The following is a 20,418-nucleotide window of genomic DNA, read 5'->3' on the forward strand; positions in this document are numbered from 1 at the left end:
ACAATACAGAACACCAATAACTAATCAACCTTGACCAACACAAAACAACTTCTCGTAATCGCACTAGTTTGGCCAGAACCAGCTTCTACGGCTGCGGGAATGCGAATGATGCAATTATTAGAAGTATTTAAAAAAAAAGGCTATTCCATTACCATTGCATCTGCTACTTCAAAATCAGAGTATTCTGCAGCTGTTGAACTTTTAGGTTACCACTCTCAAGATATTAAAATGAACGATAGTTCTTTTGATGTTTTTGTGAAAGAATTGAAACCTAATGTGGTGTTATTTGACCGATTTTTGACCGAAGAACAGTTTGGGTGGCGTGTAGCTGAGAACTGCCCAGATGCGCTTAGAATATTAGACACTGAAGATTTGCATTCGCTACGTCATGTGCGTGAACAATGTTTAAAAAAAGATATTCCATTTACTACAGATGCTTGGTTGGCAAATGATAAAACCAAACGAGAAATTGCCAGTATTTATCGGTGCGACTTGTCTCTAATTATTTCTAGTTACGAATTAGAATTACTGACCAAGGTAATTAAAATAGACAATAGTCTATTGTTGTTACTTCCTTTCATGGTCGATGAAATTACCACAGAAACCAAATGGAACTCTTTTAATGGGCGAAAAGATTTTATCTTCATTGGTGGCGGAAAACATGCGCCTAATATAGATGCCATTAAATGCTTGAAATCTATTATTTGGCCACTAATTAATACACAATTACCAGAAGCCAGATTACATGTTTACGGTGCTTACCTGCCACAACAAATTTTAGAAATGCATAACCCTGCAGGTGCATTTCTAGTACACGGTAGGGCAGAAGATGTAAATGAAGTAATGCAATCGGCCAAAGTATGTTTAGCTCCGCTACGTTTTGGTGCAGGCATTAAAGGAAAATTACTTTCAGCAATGCAGAATGGTACACCAAGTATTACCACAACTATTGGTGCAGAAGGCATGCACGGCATTTTAGATTGGAACGGTAGTATAGAAGATGATTCTTCTGAGTTTGCCAGTGCGGCAGTACGTTTGTTTACAACAGAACTTGAATGGCAAAATGCTCAAGTTCAGGGTAAAACTTTAGTAAATACCTTGTATAACAAACACAGTTTAGAGCACATATTTATTGATAAAATTAATCAGCTTCAAAAAGGGCTAATAACACATAGAATTCAAAACTTTACTGGAGCTTTATTGCAACACCAAACTATGACTGCTACCAAATTCATGAGCAAGTGGATTGAGGAGAAGAATAGAGGATAGTTGCTTAGTTTCTTTTTTAAACTAGTAAAATATGTTAACTAGCAGATTTATATCTTTGCACTAAATAATGAAACAAATATGAAAAACCCTACTATCGGATTTATAGGACTCGGCCTAATGGGCGCCAACATGGTTGAGAACCTACAGAAAAGAGGTTTCCAACTAAATGTAATGGACCTTAACAAAGATGCAGTAGCAACTGTTATCGCTCGCGGTAATGCTAAAGAAGCTGCCTCTCCAAAAGAATTAGCTGAAAATAGCGACATTATCATGTTCTGTTTAACGACTTCTGCTGTTGTAGAAAAAATCGTTTACGGTGAAAATGGTATCCTTGAAGGTATTAAAGAAGGTACTGTTTTGATCGATTTTGGAACATCAATTCCTGCATCTACGCAGAAAATTGGTAAAGACCTTGCTGCAAAGGGCGCTGGTATGATTGATGCTCCACTTGGTCGTACACCGGCTCATGCAAAAGACGGATTGCTAAACATTATGGCTGCCGGAGATAAAGATACCTTTGAGAAGGTAAAACCTATATTAGATGTTCAAGGAGAACATGTATTTCATTTAGGACCTCTAGGTGCTGGTCATACGACTAAGTTAATCAATAACTTTATGGGTATGACTAGCGTTGTAGCTATGTCACAAGCTTTTGCAGCGGCTAAACTTGCTGGTGTAGATGGACAACAACTTTTTGATATTATGTCTTCTGGACCATCGAATTCACCGTTCATGAAGTTTTGTAAAAACTACGCAGTAGACAATGTAAGTGATTTAGGTTTTTCTATTGCAAACGCTAATAAAGATTTAGGTTATTTTGTACAAATGATGGATGATCTTGGTACAGAATCTAAGGTTGCTTCTGCTACATCTGCTAGCCTACAGGCTGCTTTTGATGAAGGTATGGCAAGTGCAAATGTTCCTGAAATCTTCGATTATTTCGTGAAGTTGAAGAAATAATTAATTTGAGATATTTTAGTTGTGTGAAACAGTTCGCACAACGATCGAGCTAAGCTTGGTGCGGAAGTAAGGAAACTTTTAGTTTTCCTTCACGCACGAAGCTTAGTTTTTTTTGTTTAAAACTAAATTTATAGTCCAAACTGCTACTAAGCTAATAGATAAATGGATAGAGGAGAATAGGGAATAGTTGGTAGGTTTCTTTATCGTTAAATATAAGAGACGTAGGGCAGGTGATAAGCACTTTCGTTTCGGTTTATTACTTAGCTTAATATAAATATTTTGCTTTTGTCTTTTCTACTATAAATGCCAAATTTTATATTAACGTACTTTGTTAATATTCACAGACCTTTCGGTTTAACACAAACGCCCTATGTTTTTTATACCTTGTTGTAAGCCGTTTTTATTTTATCGGAATTGTTTTGGTTTCGTATTTCTACTAGCATTTTCTGCTATTTCAATTATTCTTTTTTGTTTAGTTTCTGGTCTTTTGGCAAGCACAATCCAGCTTAATAGAATTTTCTTTGCTGATTTACTTAAACTCTCGTAATATTCTAAAGCTCCCTCTCTTTTGTCAAATTCTTTTTTTAAATTTTCAGGAAAAATTAGTGCTTCTACATCATCTAGTATAAACCAAGAACCATTTTCCTTTGCCGTTTCAATAGCTTTATAGCCAGCTTCTCGAATAAGTTTTTTTGAAGTTAAATATTCTACTTTATCTTTATTTACCTTAGACCAAATACTGTTAGGTTTTCTTTTGCTAAAATATTGGATGTACCTTTCTGAGTCAATTGTTTTTTTAGTACTATCTATCCATCCAAAACAGAGTGCTTCATCAACTGATTCACTCCAACTAATAGAAGGTGTTTTTGTTGATTTTTTATAAAAAACAAGCCAAACAGACTGTTTCAACTTATGATTTACTTCTAACCAGTTTCTCCAATCTGTTTGACTTTTAGGATAATATGTTTCTATTTCCTCTTTATTCATTATGTTGTTCTAACCATTTTAATATGGCTTGATTAGTTTCTTCAGGTTTTTCTTGTTGGATACAATGACCACAATCTAAACTAACTACTTCTACATTAGGAACAAAATCTGTTAAATTTTCAGATTTAGGAATCATATCTTGGTCTCCATATATCATAAGTGCAGCGTGTTTAATGATTGGATTCACGTCTGCCAATAAATGCCAATTTTGGTCAAGGTTTCTATACCAATTTATACCTCCTGTAAATCCTGATGTTTCGAAAGCAGAAACATAAACAGCCAATTCACTTTCACTCATTATAGGGTCTCCAAGTGATTTCTCTGCTTTTGCAAGATTAATCATCATCATACCTGGTTCAGGCATTGTAAGTGGTGCATTTTTTCGGAACAAATTACCAAGAAATTGAGATTTGTTTTCATCCAAAATAGCATCTGCGACTCCTACTTGTCTATTAAAGTGAACAAAATAATTATCTGGTCCAAATATTTCTTCCATAAACTCTATCCAAGGTTTTTCTCCTCTTTGCATATATGGTAAAGCCAAATTTATTATTTTATTTACTTTCTCAGGATGTAATAAAGCTAGACTCCAAACAATATTTGCTCCCCAATCGTGACCAATAAAGGTAGCTTTTTCATATCCGTAGTGGTCAAGTAGAGCAACTAAATCTCCAGTTAAATGTTCCATGCCATAAGCTGTTATTTCAGTTGGGCAAGATGATTTACCATAACCTCTTTGATTTGGAACAATAACGTGATAACCGGCTTTAACAAGTTCGGGAATTTGAAAACGCCAAGAAAACGCATTTTCTGGAAATCCGTGACAAAGTATAATAGGTTTACCCTTATTCTCTTTACCTGCTTCAAATACTTCAAGTTCAATACCATTGACTGAAATCATAGTAGATTTTGGAAATTCGATTGAATTAATACTTTTGTTCATTTGTGTTGTCATTTTTTGTTTTAAAATAATTATACTACAAAAGTAAATTGGGTTGATGACAGCCTTATGGCAAGGGTCAAAAAGAGTTATTGATATTTGTCAAAATATTCCTGTAAAGTCATATTATGAGGTTCGAAATTTTCTGTTAGAATTTCTATTTTTTGAATTCTGTCGGGTCTAAAAAACCTAAACTCGTTACGTAAACGACAAAATGCAACTAAATACCAATTTTCAGAATTTAATATAGCAAATGGTTCTATTATTCTAATTGATGCAGAATTTTCCTTATTGATATATTCTATTTTAACAAGGTTGTAATTAGTTAATGCATTTTGTAAATCTGATAAATTATTACTATTCCTTTCTCGATTTATGTTTTTGTCATAACGTGTACGTTCAAGAAGTATATTAGCTTTATCTTTTGTTGTATATTTTAGAATTGATTTTATTTTATCTATTGCTTCCGAATAGTCCTTTACAAATGATGCATCCTTACTATTTAACACTAATTGTTCTGCAAGTATTAAAGCATTTGCTTGTTTTTCGGTAAACATTACAGGTGGAATTTTATATCCGTCCATTAATGTATAGCCTTTTCCTTCCTCCGTTAATACAGGAACACCAGATTGTTCCAATGCCTTTATGTCTCTGTAAATAGTTCTTTTGCTAATATTAAATTTATTAGCTAATTCCGAAGCAGTTACAATTCGTTTGGTCTGTAATTGAATTAAGATTGCTGTTAATCTTGATAGTCTATTTGTTTCGGAATAATCCATTATTCAATGTAGTTATTGTTTTTTTAAATGGCTTACAACGGTGAGCTAAAGGGAGTTTCAATTCCTTTTAGCGGATGATAACGAAGTTCGTTCTTTCAGAAATTGAAAGCAAGTACTTACAATAGGAGTTGTAATCATTTTATTAACGAAAATGTTAATAAAATGGTTTTAAAATATTAGAAGCTACCTTTCACTAAATCCATCAAATCTTGGCCATGCAAATTTTTAGCAATGACCACTTCGTTACTATCTAGAATAAAGTTCGCAGGAATTGTACGAACACGTATTTTCTTTAAGAAAGGAGCATCGTCTCCTTTTAAATCTGAAGATTGTAACCAACGATCTGTTCCATCGCGCGCTGCAGCGGCTTTCCAAGCTGCTTCATCACTTTCTAAGGCATATGCAACAATTTGTAAACCTTGGTCATGATATTCATTATAAAGCGGCACTAGAACCTTACGGTTCTCTAATCTGCAAGGGGCACACCAAGATGCCCATAAATCAATTATAGTAAGTTTTTCACCTAATACATCTTTGATATATACGGTATCTTTTGACAACAAAGGAAGTTGAATGTTCGGGAATTTATCGCCTATTAATACTGGTAAATTTGTCGGTTCACTTTTTTTGCACAGTTGTTTTACCCACGGGTGATCGGCTTCTTTTTCTTTCTACTTCGTACATTGATTCACTAAAAATTCAGGTACACGTTCGTAATCGTTTTCTGGACTTACCCATCTTAACGCTACCAATGCCGGCAGAAGATTGGAAGTGCTATCTGCAAACTCCATTAAAGATGACTTGTATTGTAAAAGGGCATGTTCTTTTGCCATTAATTCATCGCCGTCTTCTACATTCCAATGCTGATTGGCAAGAAAGGTTTGGTATGCTTCCGCTTTAATATCTCTTACCGCTAATAAAGCGCTATTCAAATCTGAAGGATTTTCTATCGTAAAAGTTTTTTGAAATTCATCAAACTGCGCTGAGATTTGAAGTGATTCACCAGATTGCCAAACAATAGGCATATAGTTTGTTTGAATTGGGTCATCGGTTTGCAAATAATTGCCCGCTTTCCCTGAAGGTTGTACAGCTAATTCTAACAATACCGGTTCTTTAGTAGTTTGAATATTTTGGAATTCAAAACTACCATCAGCATTTACAATGGCGGAGTCTATGACTTTCCCTAAGTAGGAAGCTGCTACATGCTGTAAGTCTTCAGGTTGAATTAAGTAGATTTTTGTATTTTCTTTTTCTAATCCTTCTAACGAACCAGATATAGTTGCAGGAGAATTGCACGCTGTTAAACTTAGGACCAATGCCATAAGACCTATGATAAATTTTATTGATGTAGTTTTCATTTTATATTGGAATGGATACTTAATAATCTAAGCTGTAAATTTTAATTAGTCTTCGTCATTAATGGTGTCCGTAATTTTGTTAATATTCAAACTATTTGCCATAGCATTGAAAATTTCATAATAAGCGCTATGATTGTTTTATACGGAGTTACAAATGCTAAAATCTTTTTTGTTAATTGTAGAATGGTCATATATAACGCCTGGTTCTATTTTGATATCAAATTACCTTTAAATAAGAGGCTAACAAATTTCGCTTTTTCTAAAATTGAAAGCAAGCACACGCACTCACAAAATGACTTGTACCCAAGTTATAAACTACAAATTAGATAATAGTTTAGTGTTTTAAAGTAAAATGACCTGAGTAGTTTCTACCGTCATTTCTTGTCACAACAAACCAATAGTCAGATGCCGGCATGATTTGCCCATTATAAGTGCCGTCCCAAGAAGAAGTGGCATTGAGTTGTTTTAGAAACTTACCATACCTATCGAAAATTTTAACGCTTAAGGCAGGTTCTGTATCTGCATAATCTATAACCCATTCATCATTGACCCCATCACTATTGGGAGTAAAAAATTTTGGAAAATATAAGATATATACAAGTTCTTGTGTTATGCCACAACCATTTTTATCTCGTACAAACACAGTATATTCGCCAGGTAGCAAGTCGGTAAAAATTGCACTGTCTTGATAACTGTTATTATCTAAGGAGTATTCGTAATCACCTAAACTAGCATCAGATACATACACTTCTATACTATTGTTGTTATCTGTCCAGTCTTGTATATCAAATCCTGAAATAGTGGCAACATTCGACAATACCACTTGGAAGTTTTTAGTTGTACTGCACGTATAAGTGTCATGGTCTTCTGAAACGCTTACCCAAAAAGAACCAATATTGGCATTAGTTACGGTAATGGTCTGAGTGGTTTCTCCTGTTGACCATAGGTAGCTATCAAATCCGAAGCTGGCATCAATGGTAACGCTTTCATCTTCTTCACATAGACCTACAAAATCATCTATTTCTATAATAGGAGTTTGGGTGAGACTCAACCTTAATTCAGCTACTTGAGAACATTTATCACCAGAAACAATACGAACATAAACTACAGGATACTCTGCATTCCATACATACGAAGAGGTTTGTACTATTTCTTCTTCTACAGTGGCATTTTCTGCACCTAAACGAGTAGTGAAATAACTATAAGTACAATCTGTACAATGAGACAGTTCTGGTTCATAAACGGTTACATCAACTAATTCTTCACCATCATTATCGGTATCGCAAACATCGATAATACTATTGTTCACTTCTAAAGTTGGGGTTACAATATGGACTGTTACGGCTATCCTTTCTTCGCTTTCGCAGCCATTAACCGTTTCTTGGGCACCAAAGTAAGTTGTTCCATCCGCTAAATTGGTAGCCTTATTTAAGGTATTACCATTCGTTAAAGCATCATACCACACAGCAGTGCTACTTACTTCGATATCTTGAAGAGTAGGATTTTGGGTGGTGCAAAAACTTTGTTCGCTTTCCCCAACTAACACGGCTGGTTTTTCTAGTACTTCTATATAAAACTCATTAGAGGCTATTCTACAGGTAACAGAATTAATATTATCACCATTGGCGACACTTACCCTGTATAAATAATCGCCGGCTATACTGGTATCGGTGAACTGGTATGTTGTGTTCGTTTCTCCATTAATATCTACCCAGCTGTTGCCATAATCGTCAGAAAATTGCCATTGAAACCGTGGATCTGAGTATCCTGCAGAAATAGTCGTTTGAAGGGTGTAGTCTACAATTTCATCTTGACAGGTAATAATACTAGTGCCCGTTTCATTCTCTATTGAATTTGTAATGGTGGGTCCGCAAGGTTTAAAAGTTATATCATCTAAAACAATATCATTACCTGGGTGTGCACTGGGTGCTGTATTTAATATGGTGATCACCACTTCGGTATCACTTTCTAAGGTGAAAAAGAAACCATATTGCACCCATGTACCCGAAGATGTCTGTTGAATATCTCCTGTATTATAAGAACCTAAAATTGTGCCTGATGTATCATTTACTCTAAATGTTACATCTGGGTGGTACTCATCTGTACCCACACTTGGGTTCATCACATTCATGAGCCATGCAGAAAACTCATAAGTAGTATTACCACATAGTCCTGTAACCGATTTTCTATAGAAGACCCCTTCTTCTGAAAGTACGGCGCTATTAATGACCATCATATACCCATTAGTATCGCCGGTATGATCGCCGGTAACGTGCCAAGCATTTCCTTTTAAACCACTGGTACTATTAGCAATGGTATATTCGCCCTCGTCTAATTCTCCTGAACTGCTATAAGTAAATGCCGTAATAGCTGTTCCTAGGGTAGCACCAACATTTGTTCCCGAACCAAAATTAATTTCGGCAACGGGATCTCCTAAATTTCCTTCACATAATTGAGTATACGCTTGTGTCGTAAAAAATATACATAAGAATAATAAAAAATGGTGATTGGTGACCAACGTATTTTTTTACTAAATCTATTTAAGTGAATGTAGCTAATCAAATAAAATCAGTGAATGTATCTTATAAATAAGTGAATGGCATATAAGGTTGTATATGTATGGTTATCTCTGGATAAAAATTTGAAATTTGATGCTATGATTCTGGAATAACTACCATAGATTTAATTTTCTGAAAATACAAAATCTTGGTTTTCTGGTAGCTTATCTTGACAATAGTAAAGCAAAATATGATTTACTACTATTCTTGCTATTAAGGTCAAAGTAATAGCCGTTGTCCTTTTTTATTTATTAATTTGAGCTTCAATAACTTTTAAGATATAATCCGCTCATTTAAAATTATCTTCGCACAAACCTGTATCCTATGACCCGTATCATTTTATTATGCTTTTTTACCATCTTTCTTGGATGTCAACCTAAACCTGCCACAACCACTAAACCACATAATGAAGTTTTAGTGCTTGGTACAATTCATAGTGGTCACCTTACAGACAGTGTTTATAATGTAGCCTACCTAGATAAGTTGATTAAAACTATTAAACCAGATTACATTTTGGCAGAGATACCACCCAATAGAATGCAAGCGGCAATGGATGGTTTTAAAAAAGATGATAGTATATCTGAGCCACGAGTACTTCGCTTTCCGGAGTATGTAGATGTGGTATTTCCCTTGACCAAGGAGATGGACTTTGAGATTATAGCTACGGCAGGCTGGACAAGGATGATGGCCGATGAACGCAACAAGAAATTAGGAGCCATTAGAGATAACCCTGATCGTGCTGATGATTGGAAAGCCTACACCTTGGCAAACCAAAAAACAGATTCACTTTACAAAGCAACTAATAAAGTAAATGACCCCTATTTTATACATACGCAGGCTTATGATGATATTCAAGATATAGGCTTACAGATGTATAATAAATTGTTCAACGATGAACTTGGACTTGGCGGATGGGAAAACATCAACATTGCCCATTACTGGAATATTGAGAAAGCATTGCAGAAACACAGGTATGAAGGCAAGCGTTTTTTAATCATCTACGGTGCCGGGCACAAAGGTTGGTTTTTGCGAGAATTACGAAAAAGAGATGATATCGATCTATTGGAAATGAAACCGTTTTTAGACCAAGTAGAGTAGGTGATAGCAAGGTTTATATCAATGAACTAATTTATAATAGCTTGTCTATTGTTTTTTTGAAGATAAGTAGTTGAATTTAAAATTTCGGTATTTTCAAACGATTTAATATTTATAGCATACAGTTTTATTTTACCACTATTGCTTTGCGCAACCGCGGTAAATACAGAAAAAAATAAGAGAAGCGTTAATTTCATTTAACGTTTGTTATATTAATATCAAGGTATCGCTACAAGATCTTTTAACCTTTTTTAGGAGATGATTACTAAGTTCGTTTTTAAAATGAATTAACACAATTTTCTACAACTTTTTTTGTAGGAAATTATTAACGAAAGAGATTATAGCTTGCGTCGTAAATTCTACGATTGTATAAAGAATTGCTAAGCATAAAACAATTTTGTTTTTCATAATATAATTTGACATGAAATTATCTGATGATTAAGACCATAATCGTCATATCAATACATTAACCAATCCTTTAAATAGTTTTAATTATTATGTAATTTCGAAGGGTCTAAAGACAAGAATTATGGAGGTTAGTAGAATGAAGAGTTATATTAAAGCGGTATTAGATCATATGCCAAGTGATTGGTTGAACCTAACTACGCATCGATTAGATATTTATGATGAAGAATTGGCTAAAGTCCAGTTTTTAGATCAGTTTGAAATTTTAGCAAAGGAGAATAATTCTGACGCATCTGCACTTAGTAATTTGCCTACTGCTTACGACTATATACGTTTAGGTCACCCATTGTCTTGTATTTTAGAATGGGCAATTGGTAATTTAAACGATATAGCACCAGATCAGGTGATTAGTTTTTTATCAAAAACGACTCCTATTTTATCCATTCTTAGAACAAATTTATTAAAGAATAGAAATACACTTATTGCTTACACGGGAGAACTACCCAGTTCTTTTGATGCCAGTGTATTACGTGATATTTACGGCTATACTTTTGAATTAAAGAAAGTTGATAATATTGCAGATATAGTGGCCTTCGACGGTAGTACAGTTTTCGTATCGCATGATGATGAGATTTCTGCTTCGGACCTGAATTCCAATATTGATTTTTACATAGATATATATGCCAATTCAGGTAGTGTTTTACTGGTTAACGGAGAAGAGAACAATACCTATATTTCAGATATTCAGCATGTAAGAAGAAGAGAAACTGTTGCTATGACTCCGGCTAATTGTTTTAATGCGCTAAAGTCTTTAGTTAATCAATCTTCTACGCTTATTCATAAAACAAATGTAGCTGAGAATAAGACAAAGGTATTAGATGCCATAAGAGATGTTTCTGGAAGTAGTACAGCACCATTAGTTGCTTCTAGCGGACTATCTATTCAATATGCTATTATGATGGGATTGGTACACCATGCATTGGAAGACCACAAGGGGAAGGCGATTAAAATTGTTGTTCCTCCAAATTGTTATGGTGGCACTAACGACCAAGCGCGACGTGTTGCCGCTTGTAGCAGTGCTATTGAAATAGTCGATTTACCTGTAGATGGAGATAATGATATGGTTCAAAGTATTGATAAGGTTCTTAATCAATTAGCCAAAGAAGATGCCATCCCTTTTATTATTGCAGAAATACCAACTAACCCGAGAGTTGAAGTACCGGATGTTCATAAATTAAGAGATGTTTTAAGTGCTAAACGAAAAACGGCAAGTGGGAGTGAGGCTATAGATCCTGTTTTTATTTTAGATCAAACGTTTTGCCCCAATGTTCACTTTCTAGGTGATGACGATATTCTTTCATCTGTAAGAACAATTTCATTTGCTAGTGGCTCAAAATTCCCAAGTGGCGGTAAATGCACTGCTGGCTATTGTATTGCTAATAAAATAGCGGAACCTTTAATGGATAAAATCGGCTTGCATTTAAGTCTTTGTAATAACGAAGCTACCGATTTGCAAATGGAAATATTGGCAAAGCAAATGCCTTCGATGATACAAAGAATTCACGATGCTTATGTGAATACGCTTGATTTTGTAAACTTTATAAAGAAGACATTACCTGCCGCTAAAATCAATTTTGTATCTGAAGAATTAGCAAACGAAGGGTTTACGCCATCTGTTTTTTCATTAGACTTGCCCACAAAAGGCGATAGTCCTCAAGAAAGAGAAACGTATAAACGAGAAATGAACCATAGGCTAATCAACCTAATGATTACCGAAATACCAAATGAGAGCAAATACTGTGTTAGCTACGGACAGTTAAATGGTTGTTACTGGACAATACCGGCAACTTCTACCCAAGGAACTACCAAAGAAGATGATAAGGATTATATAGCCCGTGTATCTCTTTCTCCGAATATGGATGTGGAGCTCCACAAAAAAGTATTCCTGAAGTTTGTTGAAAGTATGTAAGAACTGTTTGAAAAAGGCTATTCTATATAGCCTTTTTCACGCATCCAATCATCATTGAACATTTTACCAATATAACGACTACCGTGGTCATGAAATAATACGACGACTACATCGTCTTTTGTAAAATGTTCTTTTAATTGCAATACGCCTTTTATAGCAGATCCGGCAGAGTTGCCCAAAAACATGCCTTCTTCTTTAGCTAAACGTTGCGTGTATACTGCACCGTCTTTATCGGTTACTTTGGTAAAACCATCAATAATGCTGAAGTTAACATTTTTTGGTAAAATATCTTCACCGATACCCTCGGTTACATAAGGGTAAATTTCCTTTTCATCAAAAATTCCTGTTTCATGGTACTTTTTAAAAACACTACCATAGGTATCAATTCCCCAAATTTTAATATCCGGATTTTGTTCTTTTAAGTACTTACCTACGCCAGAGATTGTACCTCCAGTTCCTACACCAACTACAAAGTGCGTGATTTTACCATCGGTCTGTTTCCAGATTTCTGGTCCCGTGCTTTCGTAATGTGCTTTTGCATTACTAGGGTTATCATACTGATTTACGTACCAGCTATTCGGAATCTCAGTAGCCAATCGTTTAGAAACTGAATAATAAGACCTTGGATCTTCTGGTTCTACAGCGGTCGGACAAACAACAACTTCTGCACCTACAGCACGTAAAATATCGCATTTTTCTTTTGACTGCTTATCCGCTAGAACAAAAATACATTTGTACCCTTTTATAATTGCTGCTAATGCCAGCCCCATACCGGTATTACCTGAAGTTCCTTCAATAATGGTTCCGCCAGGTTGTAGTCTTCCATCAGCTTCTGCATCTTCGATCATCTTCAACGCCATACGGTCTTTAACCGAGTTACCAGGATTAAAAGTCTCGTATTTAGCTAATACTAAACAAGGTAACTCTGCTGTAAGTTTATTCATTTTTACAAGAGGCGTGTTACCAATAGTACCAAGTATATTTTCTGCGTATTTCATAGCTGCTTTTAAAGTCTTTCAAAAGTATAAAACTAGATTGGTTCTAGCAATATTGTTGCAGATACATCAATAATTGATTTTCGTCATAGCGAGCGCAGCGCGGCTATCTGTTTATTGCGAACAAGCTCACTTCGGCTACGCTCAGTAACCTTGACTTTTTTATTCAACATTTTGTCAGTTCGAGTGAATTTCGAGGGACGAGAAATTTGCTTGCCCGCCAAATAGGAGGGTATCGAGAACTATTTCGTGTACCAAAGATCTCGATACAACTTTTTGGTTTCCGTAACGCTTCAACCAAAAACCCACTCGAATTGACATTCTTATAAACGCAATGTCATCCTGAGCGCAGTCGAAGGGACTGGAACGCAAAAAGGTTCTCTAACTCTGATGGATTTTCGCCTGCGCCAGGACTGAAAGTAGAACTTAAAACATAATTAATTGAACTAAAATGACAGATAGCCGCATCTCGAAAAGGTTTCGCTCAAAGAGGATATAAAAGATTAATAGTGGTAATTAACGGGAATCTCTGATTTGTTGTTATGCATGCTTTGTCTCGTAGGATTTGAAGTAAATTCAGTAAATAAAAATGAATAGAAAATTAGCAAGGATTTTAATATGTGGGCTAAAAAAAATATATAGACTGATGTAGAGCATTTTTATTTTTATTTATTTTCTACTCTATTTTTCTTGCCTTCCTCTATACTCAATTGAATACTTTCTAATAATTTTTCTCTCTTACTTTGTCTTTCAGCTAATGTCAATTTCTCAGTTTTTTTTATTTTAAGTATTTCTTCTTCATTAATTTCTATTATTGTCGTATCTGACTTAAAGTTCTCAATGAAAGGATTTAATTCTTTAAATACTCCTAATTCAGCATTTTTAATTCCATTTTCATTTGCCAAAGCAATAAGATTTATAAATGCTTCAGCTTTTTTACAATTATTTTCAAATTTTTCACGACTGATTTTACCAGTAATATAATCTCTTATGAAACCCCCAATTCCTTTTAAAAGATTTTCGGTACTTATTATTACTTGTTTTATTCCAAGTAATTCTGAATACCAGGAACCAGTACTTACTTGATTGATTAATAAAGGTTTACTTTCGCTATCTATCTTATGTAGATAACAGATAAAATTATAGAGTCCTTGGATTTTTTCAAAAATCAAAATAAAGTCTTCTATAAGCGGTACATCCTGGTCAGTACCAATTGTCAACGGAATATAATCAGTTGGTGAATCTTTTTTAGACTTGCTTAATTCAGCAATTATGTATTCTGCTTTTTCCTTAGCATTTTGTATAGCTAGATGTATTGAAGAGCTATTCTCGATTATTTCAAAAATTTGTTGAGCTTGCTTTTCAGAATATGCATCGGTGTGATTTTCGGGAAATTCTTTGAGTAATTTTATAAGTGAATTATCATCATTGTAAGAGTTGTCAAATAGGTTTAATTCCGTTATGAAAGAATTAACTAATTCATAAACTTTGTTTGGTCTTTTTGACCTAATAACTTTAAGTATTTCTTGATTTTTCGAATTTATTTTACTTTTCAAGGTCGCCATTCCTCGATATTGCGAATTCTGGTCATTCGCAACATTAACAATGTCTTGAGGATTAATTATGTAGCTATTCCTCAATTCAACTATTGAAGATATCAAACCTAATATTTCTTTATGTTTTTCAAATATTTTTAAAAGCTGTTTTGAATAAAAATAAAAATGGTTCATATATTTCTTTAGGTTTGTTAAAATTCTTTAAAACGTCAAATAAGTAGAGTTTCAATTCCATTTAGCTTATGGTAGCGAATTTCGATATTTCAAAAATTGAAAGCAATTACTTACAATATGAGTTATTACCAAGTTATTAACGAACCAGTTAATTAACTACAACCCAAAATGATTAATAGGTCCGTTACCTTGACCTAAGGTTTTGTATTGACCTGCTGCTATGGCTTTATTAACATAACTGCAGCCTTTTTTAATGGCTATCTCCATAGGTTCACCCAAACTTAAGAATGCAGCAATGCTTGATGATAAACTACAACCGGTGCCGTGGGTGTTATTGGTAGCTATCCTAGGGTTAGTGATGGTTATTGTTTTACCTGTAGGGTACTCATAAAATACATCTGTCATTTCGTTGTTGTCAATTATATGTCCGCCTTTTAGAATTACAGAGGTTTTATAGTGTTCTGCTATTTTCTTTGCCATGGCTTCCATGTTATCGCCATTGATTTTTTCATCAATCAACAGTTCTGCTTCTGGAATATTCGGAGTGATTAAACTTACGTGCGGCAGATAGTTTTTTAGACATTCTATAGCATCGTCAGTAATTAATTTATGACCAGATGTAGTGACCATCACTGGGTCTAAAACAATGTTCCTTAGTTCATATTCTGCTAGTTTTTCTTGTACTAGTTTAATCACTTCGCACGAATGCAACATCCCAATTTTAATGGCTCCGAATTGAATATCACTAAGTACGGACTCTAATTGCTTTCCTATATGAGAAATAGGTATGGCGTGTATATCTGTGACTCCCGTTGTATTCTGTGCCGTGGTTGCTGTAATTACTGTAGCAGCATATGCTCCGCAGGCACTAATACTTTTAATATCTGCTTGAATACCTGCACAACCACCAGAATCGCTTCCGGCTATGGACAATACACTATTGTATGGCGTCTTTATATCTTCCATGCTTCTTTATTATAGGCGCTGTCCCAAAACATCCATTCTAATTTCGATGCTTTTTCAAAAGCTGCTTCCATTTTATGTAAGACATCATCAGAAGCTTGTGCTGCGTATTTGTTTGTTATGGCTATTGCATTATTTACCGAGGTTGCAAATGCTTCGCCACCATACGTATCTATCCAATCTTGATAGGGGTTATCGGCTTTGTTCGTCTGATTCGCTTGTATGTAATCTCCAATTTCTTTGTAAATGGTAAAACAAGGCAGAACAGCTGCCAATGCTTCTTCTAAAGAATGATTTGCCACTATGCGACTAATATAACTGGTGTATAATTCGCAAGTAGGAGAGGGCTCGTGAGCCAACTGATTATCTTTTAGAAAAATTTGATGCAAGGCATTTTCTACATTGATAATTCCTGTGGCCGAATCTAGAAAAAACTGGGTATCATCTACATCCTCACATTTTACGCCAACAGTTGCTAATACCTTTTTATATTCCGCCAAATACATGGCATCTTGATTAATATAAAATTGAAAAATGTCTGTTGGTAGCGTTCCGTTCATCAGTTCTTTAATGAAGGATTGCTCTTTTATGGCTTCCAGAATATAATCTGTTTGTTCTCTTGCTAGTTTGTACCAGTCTTGCATATAATATCTTTAAGTTCTTTTGTTGCCGCTTCTGGGTTTGCTGCTTTTGAAATGGCAGAAACCACTGCTATTCCGTCCGCGCCATTTTCAATTATTTCTTTAGTGTTGTTTTTGTGAATTCCGCCAATACAAACAATAGGCTTAGAATACAGTGCGCGAATTTCTTTAAGTCCTAATAAACCCAAAGGTCGTGCTAAATCAGTTGCCTTTGTATTTGTCGAAAAAATAGGGGAGATGCCAATATAATCTGCCGCCTGAGCATCCTGATGTTCGGCTTGTTTTTTGTTACTAACCGATAGTCCAATAATCTTACTATTACCCAATAATCTACGAGCAACATCATAAGGCATATCGGTTTGACCAATATGTACACCATCTGCATCTATTGCAAGTGCAATATCTAATCGGTCATTAATTATCAATGGAATTCCATGGGTGCTACATAATTCTTTACACCGTAATGCACGTTTGTAAAACACCAAGGTATCACAAGTTTTCTCCCGTAATTGAATGATGGTTGCACCGCCTTTTAAAGCCCCTTCTAGAATTGTAAAAAAGTTGTTGTCATCTCTAATACTATCATCAGTAACATACATTAAAGCGTAATCTACTTTAGGCATTTGTTTTCAATTTTGCTGCTAAAACATCTGGAGTAATATCATATAAACTATCATAAAAATTCATTTGAAAACTCCCTGGTCCTGCACTTTTTTCATTAGCCATATCTCCTGCAACACCCATAATTGCCATTGCCGCTGTAGCTGCCAAATGAGCATTTTCTTCCACACCTAAACATGCACCCACCATGGCAGTTGCCGTGCAGCCCATACCGGTAATTTTAGCCATAAGCGGACTCCCGTTTTCAATCTTACTAACGGTATCGCCAGTAATGATATAATCGGTTTCGCCACTAATGACAACCGTATTATTGAATTTCTTTGATAATAAGATAGCACCTTCAATAGCATCTTGCGTATCCATAGTACTATCTACACCCTTGGTTGAATTGGTTAACTTTGCCAAAGCCATAATCTCTGATGCATTACCACGAATAACATTAGGCGTAGCAGCGTTGAGAATCATTTGGGCAACTTCTGTTCTATATGCAGATGCACCAACGCCAACTGGATCAAATACAAACGGAGTCTTTGTTACCTTTGCTTGCTCTGCAGCCATAAGCATACTTTCTACCCATTTCTCGCTCAATGTGCCCATATTGATAACCAGAGACGAAGAAATAGTTACAATATCTGCAACTTCTTCTATAGCATGAGCCATAACAGGAGATGCCCCTACAGCTAACAATGCATTGGCGGTGTTATTCATTACCACATAATTGGTAATGTTATGTACTAACGGGCCTTTAGTTTTTACTTGTTCTAATACGAATGCAATACTGCTCATTATAATACTAGGTTTTAGAGTTTCTGTTTACTTACAAACGGAATCAACTAAGTTCGCTATTTTCATAAAAAAAGTAAAACAATATGGTGTTACTATTGTGATAAGTTATTAACGGAGAATATTTGAGATGTTTATTTTTATTTTAATACAGAATTAGTCATTTTTAGTAAAATACCCTTCATTTGATACAGCTGCATCGCTAACGCTTATACTGGCTGTTTTAAACCACACTTCGGCATAATTACCATCTGCATATTGCTTTTGAACATCGCCGCCATGGGTTTCTGCACCTGAGCACCAATTCATATTAGTTTCTGGAGATTTACCATTTGTTTGGTTGTAAGTACCCAATTTAAAAAAACATCCTTCACCAGTATATGCCTCTTTGCGCTCAACACCATCTTGACCTATTGGGAAGAATAATTTCTTCGTTTGCTCTGGAATTTCAGCCTTTGTAGTGTATTCTGATTCTAACAGATTCTTAGTAAATGTTTTAGTTTCATGTCCGTCACTCATAAACTTCAAACTCATGATGCCGTCTTTTACTACAACCTCATAACTGAATTCTTTGCCTAAAGCAATGCCATGTTCTGGCTCTGCAGGATAGGTATCTGCTGTTTCGCCAACCACAGAAAAGTCATTTCCCCAAACAGCATTAGAGTAGTCCCATCTGCCAGCATTATCATCACCAGCGGTATTAATTTCATAATGCCAAAAAACAGAACCTTTAGTGTGACCCGGAAATTTTTTGTAAAAGATTTTCAAGGGTTCATTTTCAAAGGCATCTGCACTATGAATTTGACCAACTACCACAGCATGTGTTGCTGCAACACGTGCATCGCCCGTGGCAGAAACATTCATCACTTTTAACGTAGCGGTCAGTTTATCATCTGCCGTTTCTGGATAAAACTTTTTAATCTGCGCTAGTTCTGTTCTTGTATTATTAGATGTACCGTGGGTATCACCACCATTAGGTGCTTTTAAAACCACCCAATTCTCACCACCTTCGTTAACAGTGTAAAAGAAGTCTTTGTTTTCAAAATTATTGGCAATTCCTGCATTTGAACCATCACCCAATATCAACTTCCAATTATCAAAAAACGGAATGACATCGCTGGCATAAACCGTTTTATCCATTTGTTCTTCGCTAGAACCGTTCTCCGTTGCTGAATCTGTTTTTTTATTGTCGTCCTTACAGCTATTAAATGACAGACCTAGAACTAATAAAGAAGCTACTAATGTGATTGTATTTTTATTCATTTTTCTTATTATAAAGGGCGATAAGTTATGAATAGTTTTGTCGTCTTAACAGTTTTACCTTGAAAATTCCATCAAGGATATGGGAGATTTTGTATTTAATCGGAAAGTAAGATATGTTTAGTTTGCATTGCCCCAAACCATTGCAATTTTTCCTCTTGTACGCATTTGCTCAATAAAAGAGATGGCTTTAGGTATTCGGGTATACGGATATGTGTTTTCTAAATGCACTTTAATTTTACCATCCTTTACTAATGATGCTAAAGTATTCAGGTCATCTGTATTGGCTTGTTCCGTAAATTGGGTCAAAGGATATTTGCTAATTGCATTTTTCATTAAAACCGAGAACATATGCCCCAAGGTTGTAAAACCGACCATTACACCTCTTTTTCCCATTCTTTTATAATCTGAATGCGTGAGATTACCGTGGGTGTCTAATACAAGGTCATACCTAATATTATGATTTTGGATGCTAGTTTTGTCATAAGCAATGACTTTTTCTGCTCCTAAAGGTTTTACAAAGTCTATATTTTTACTTGAACAAACTCCAGTGACATTGGCACCGTAAGCTTTTGCTATTTGTACTGCAAAATGACCCACACCACCAGATGCTCCATTGATTAATACTGATTCTCCAGCCTTTATTTTTCCATATGTAACTAACGCTTGATAAGCTGTGAGTCCCGCAACAGGAACACTTGCCATAATAGGGAAATCTACATTTTCAGGCATTTTGGCACATAGCTTTGTTTGTACACAAGCATACTCCGCAAATGCACCGCCGCCCAATATCTCTCCAAATACGCGATTGCCAACTTTAAAATCTTTTACTCCCTTGCCAATCTCTTCAACGATACCTGCAAAATCCGATCCCAATATTGCTTCCTTGGGTTTGAAAAATCCGAAAGAAAAACGAGCAAAAAAAGGTTTGCCACGAAGGATATGCCAGTCAGCAGGATTAGCGGAGTTCGCCATTACTTTCACCAAAATATGATTGTCTTTTACAGTAGGTATCTCAACTTCTTCTAGTTGAAGTACTTCTGGACCACCATATTTTCTTTTAGTAAAGGCTTTCATTTTATGCAGTAATCAATATAATTATGAG

Annotated in this window: 18 protein-coding genes; 4 read left to right on the forward strand and 14 right to left on the reverse strand. The window is 35.2% G+C overall.

Translation table 11 applies throughout. The features are described from left to right. The first annotated feature begins 30 nt into the window (after nt 1-30). Together Q0871_RS00875 and Q0871_RS00880 are read left to right on the forward strand one after the other, a co-directional pair. Entirely contained in the window at nt 31-1,269 is a 1,239-nt protein-coding gene (locus Q0871_RS00875) for a glycosyltransferase (protein ID WP_299317074.1), read from the forward strand. A 78-nt stretch (nt 1,270-1,347) separates the two neighbouring features. Beyond that, on the forward strand, nt 1,348-2,229 hold the full coding sequence (locus Q0871_RS00880; RefSeq protein ID WP_299317075.1) for an NAD(P)-dependent oxidoreductase: 882 nt from the start codon (nt 1,348-1,350) through the stop codon (nt 2,227-2,229). 405 nt (nt 2,230-2,634) lie between these two features. Here Q0871_RS00880 and Q0871_RS00885 read toward each other — a convergent pair whose 3' ends face one another. The 6 genes from Q0871_RS00885 to Q0871_RS00910 form a co-directional block, all read right to left on the reverse strand. Next, entirely contained in the window at nt 2,635-3,216 is a 582-nt protein-coding gene (locus Q0871_RS00885; protein WP_299317076.1) for a YdeI family protein, read from the reverse strand. Further along, on the reverse strand, nt 3,209-4,159 hold the full coding sequence (locus tag Q0871_RS00890) for an alpha/beta hydrolase (protein ID WP_299317077.1): 951 nt from the start codon (nt 4,157-4,159) through the stop codon (nt 3,209-3,211). The genes Q0871_RS00885 and Q0871_RS00890 overlap by 8 nt, the downstream gene beginning before the upstream one ends. A gap of 86 nt (nt 4,160-4,245) precedes the next feature. Continuing rightward, entirely contained in the window at nt 4,246-4,935 is a 690-nt protein-coding gene (locus Q0871_RS00895; protein WP_299317078.1) for a YafY family protein, read from the reverse strand. A gap of 176 nt (nt 4,936-5,111) precedes the next feature. After that, nucleotides 5,112-5,570: a TlpA family protein disulfide reductase gene (locus Q0871_RS00900; RefSeq protein ID WP_367275118.1), complete on the reverse strand. Its 459-nt coding sequence runs from the start codon at nt 5,568-5,570 to the stop codon at nt 5,112-5,114. Between the two features lie 36 nt (nt 5,571-5,606). Further along, nucleotides 5,607-6,293 carry a hypothetical protein gene (locus Q0871_RS00905; RefSeq protein WP_299317079.1) on the reverse strand — a complete coding sequence of 229 codons (687 nt, stop codon included), beginning with the start codon at nt 6,291-6,293 and terminating at the stop codon, nt 5,607-5,609. Nucleotides 6,294-6,627: 334 nt separating this feature from the next. After that, entirely contained in the window at nt 6,628-8,811 is a 2,184-nt protein-coding gene (locus Q0871_RS00910; RefSeq protein ID WP_299317080.1) for a T9SS type B sorting domain-containing protein, read from the reverse strand. 364 nt (nt 8,812-9,175) lie between these two features. On the opposite strand from Q0871_RS00910, the gene Q0871_RS00915 reads away from it, so the two are divergent. Then, entirely contained in the window at nt 9,176-9,949 is a 774-nt protein-coding gene (locus Q0871_RS00915; RefSeq protein ID WP_299317081.1) for a hypothetical protein, read from the forward strand. Between the two features lie 526 nt (nt 9,950-10,475). Next, entirely contained in the window at nt 10,476-12,320 is a 1,845-nt protein-coding gene (locus Q0871_RS00920; protein WP_299317082.1) for a PLP-dependent transferase, read from the forward strand. 17 nt (nt 12,321-12,337) lie between these two features. Here Q0871_RS00920 and Q0871_RS00925 read toward each other — a convergent pair whose 3' ends face one another. The 8 genes from Q0871_RS00925 to Q0871_RS00960 form a co-directional block, all read right to left on the reverse strand. After that, nucleotides 12,338-13,318 (reverse strand): PLP-dependent cysteine synthase family protein, encoded by a 981-nt coding sequence (locus Q0871_RS00925; RefSeq protein ID WP_299317083.1) that lies wholly within the window; start codon nt 13,316-13,318, stop codon nt 12,338-12,340. 662 nt (nt 13,319-13,980) lie between these two features. Then, on the reverse strand, nt 13,981-15,045 hold the full coding sequence (locus Q0871_RS00930) for a hypothetical protein (protein WP_299317084.1): 1,065 nt from the start codon (nt 15,043-15,045) through the stop codon (nt 13,981-13,983). Nucleotides 15,046-15,201: 156 nt separating this feature from the next. Next, on the reverse strand, nt 15,202-16,011 hold the full coding sequence (gene thiD / locus Q0871_RS00935; protein ID WP_299317085.1) for a bifunctional hydroxymethylpyrimidine kinase/phosphomethylpyrimidine kinase: 810 nt from the start codon (nt 16,009-16,011) through the stop codon (nt 15,202-15,204). Then, entirely contained in the window at nt 15,999-16,652 is a 654-nt protein-coding gene (gene tenA, locus Q0871_RS00940) for a thiaminase II (RefSeq protein WP_299317086.1), read from the reverse strand. The genes thiD and tenA overlap by 13 nt, the downstream gene beginning before the upstream one ends. Beyond that, nucleotides 16,631-17,272 carry a thiamine phosphate synthase gene (gene thiE, locus Q0871_RS00945; protein WP_299317087.1) on the reverse strand — a complete coding sequence of 214 codons (642 nt, stop codon included), beginning with the start codon at nt 17,270-17,272 and terminating at the stop codon, nt 16,631-16,633. The genes tenA and thiE overlap by 22 nt, the downstream gene beginning before the upstream one ends. Next, nucleotides 17,265-18,056 (reverse strand): hydroxyethylthiazole kinase, encoded by a 792-nt coding sequence (thiM, locus tag Q0871_RS00950; protein ID WP_299317088.1) that lies wholly within the window; start codon nt 18,054-18,056, stop codon nt 17,265-17,267. Before thiM ends, thiE begins: the two co-directional genes overlap by 8 nt. A gap of 153 nt (nt 18,057-18,209) precedes the next feature. After that, entirely contained in the window at nt 18,210-19,316 is a 1,107-nt protein-coding gene (locus tag Q0871_RS00955; RefSeq protein ID WP_299317089.1) for a polysaccharide lyase family 7 protein, read from the reverse strand. A 117-nt stretch (nt 19,317-19,433) separates the two neighbouring features. Then, nucleotides 19,434-20,390, reverse strand: a complete 957-nt coding sequence (locus Q0871_RS00960; RefSeq protein ID WP_299317090.1) for an NAD(P)-dependent alcohol dehydrogenase — start codon at nt 20,388-20,390, stop codon at nt 19,434-19,436. Nucleotides 20,391-20,418 lie beyond the last annotated feature (28 nt).

It is taken from the genome of uncultured Maribacter sp., assembly GCF_947500985.1.
GTDB lineage: Bacteria > Bacteroidota > Bacteroidia > Flavobacteriales > Flavobacteriaceae > Maribacter.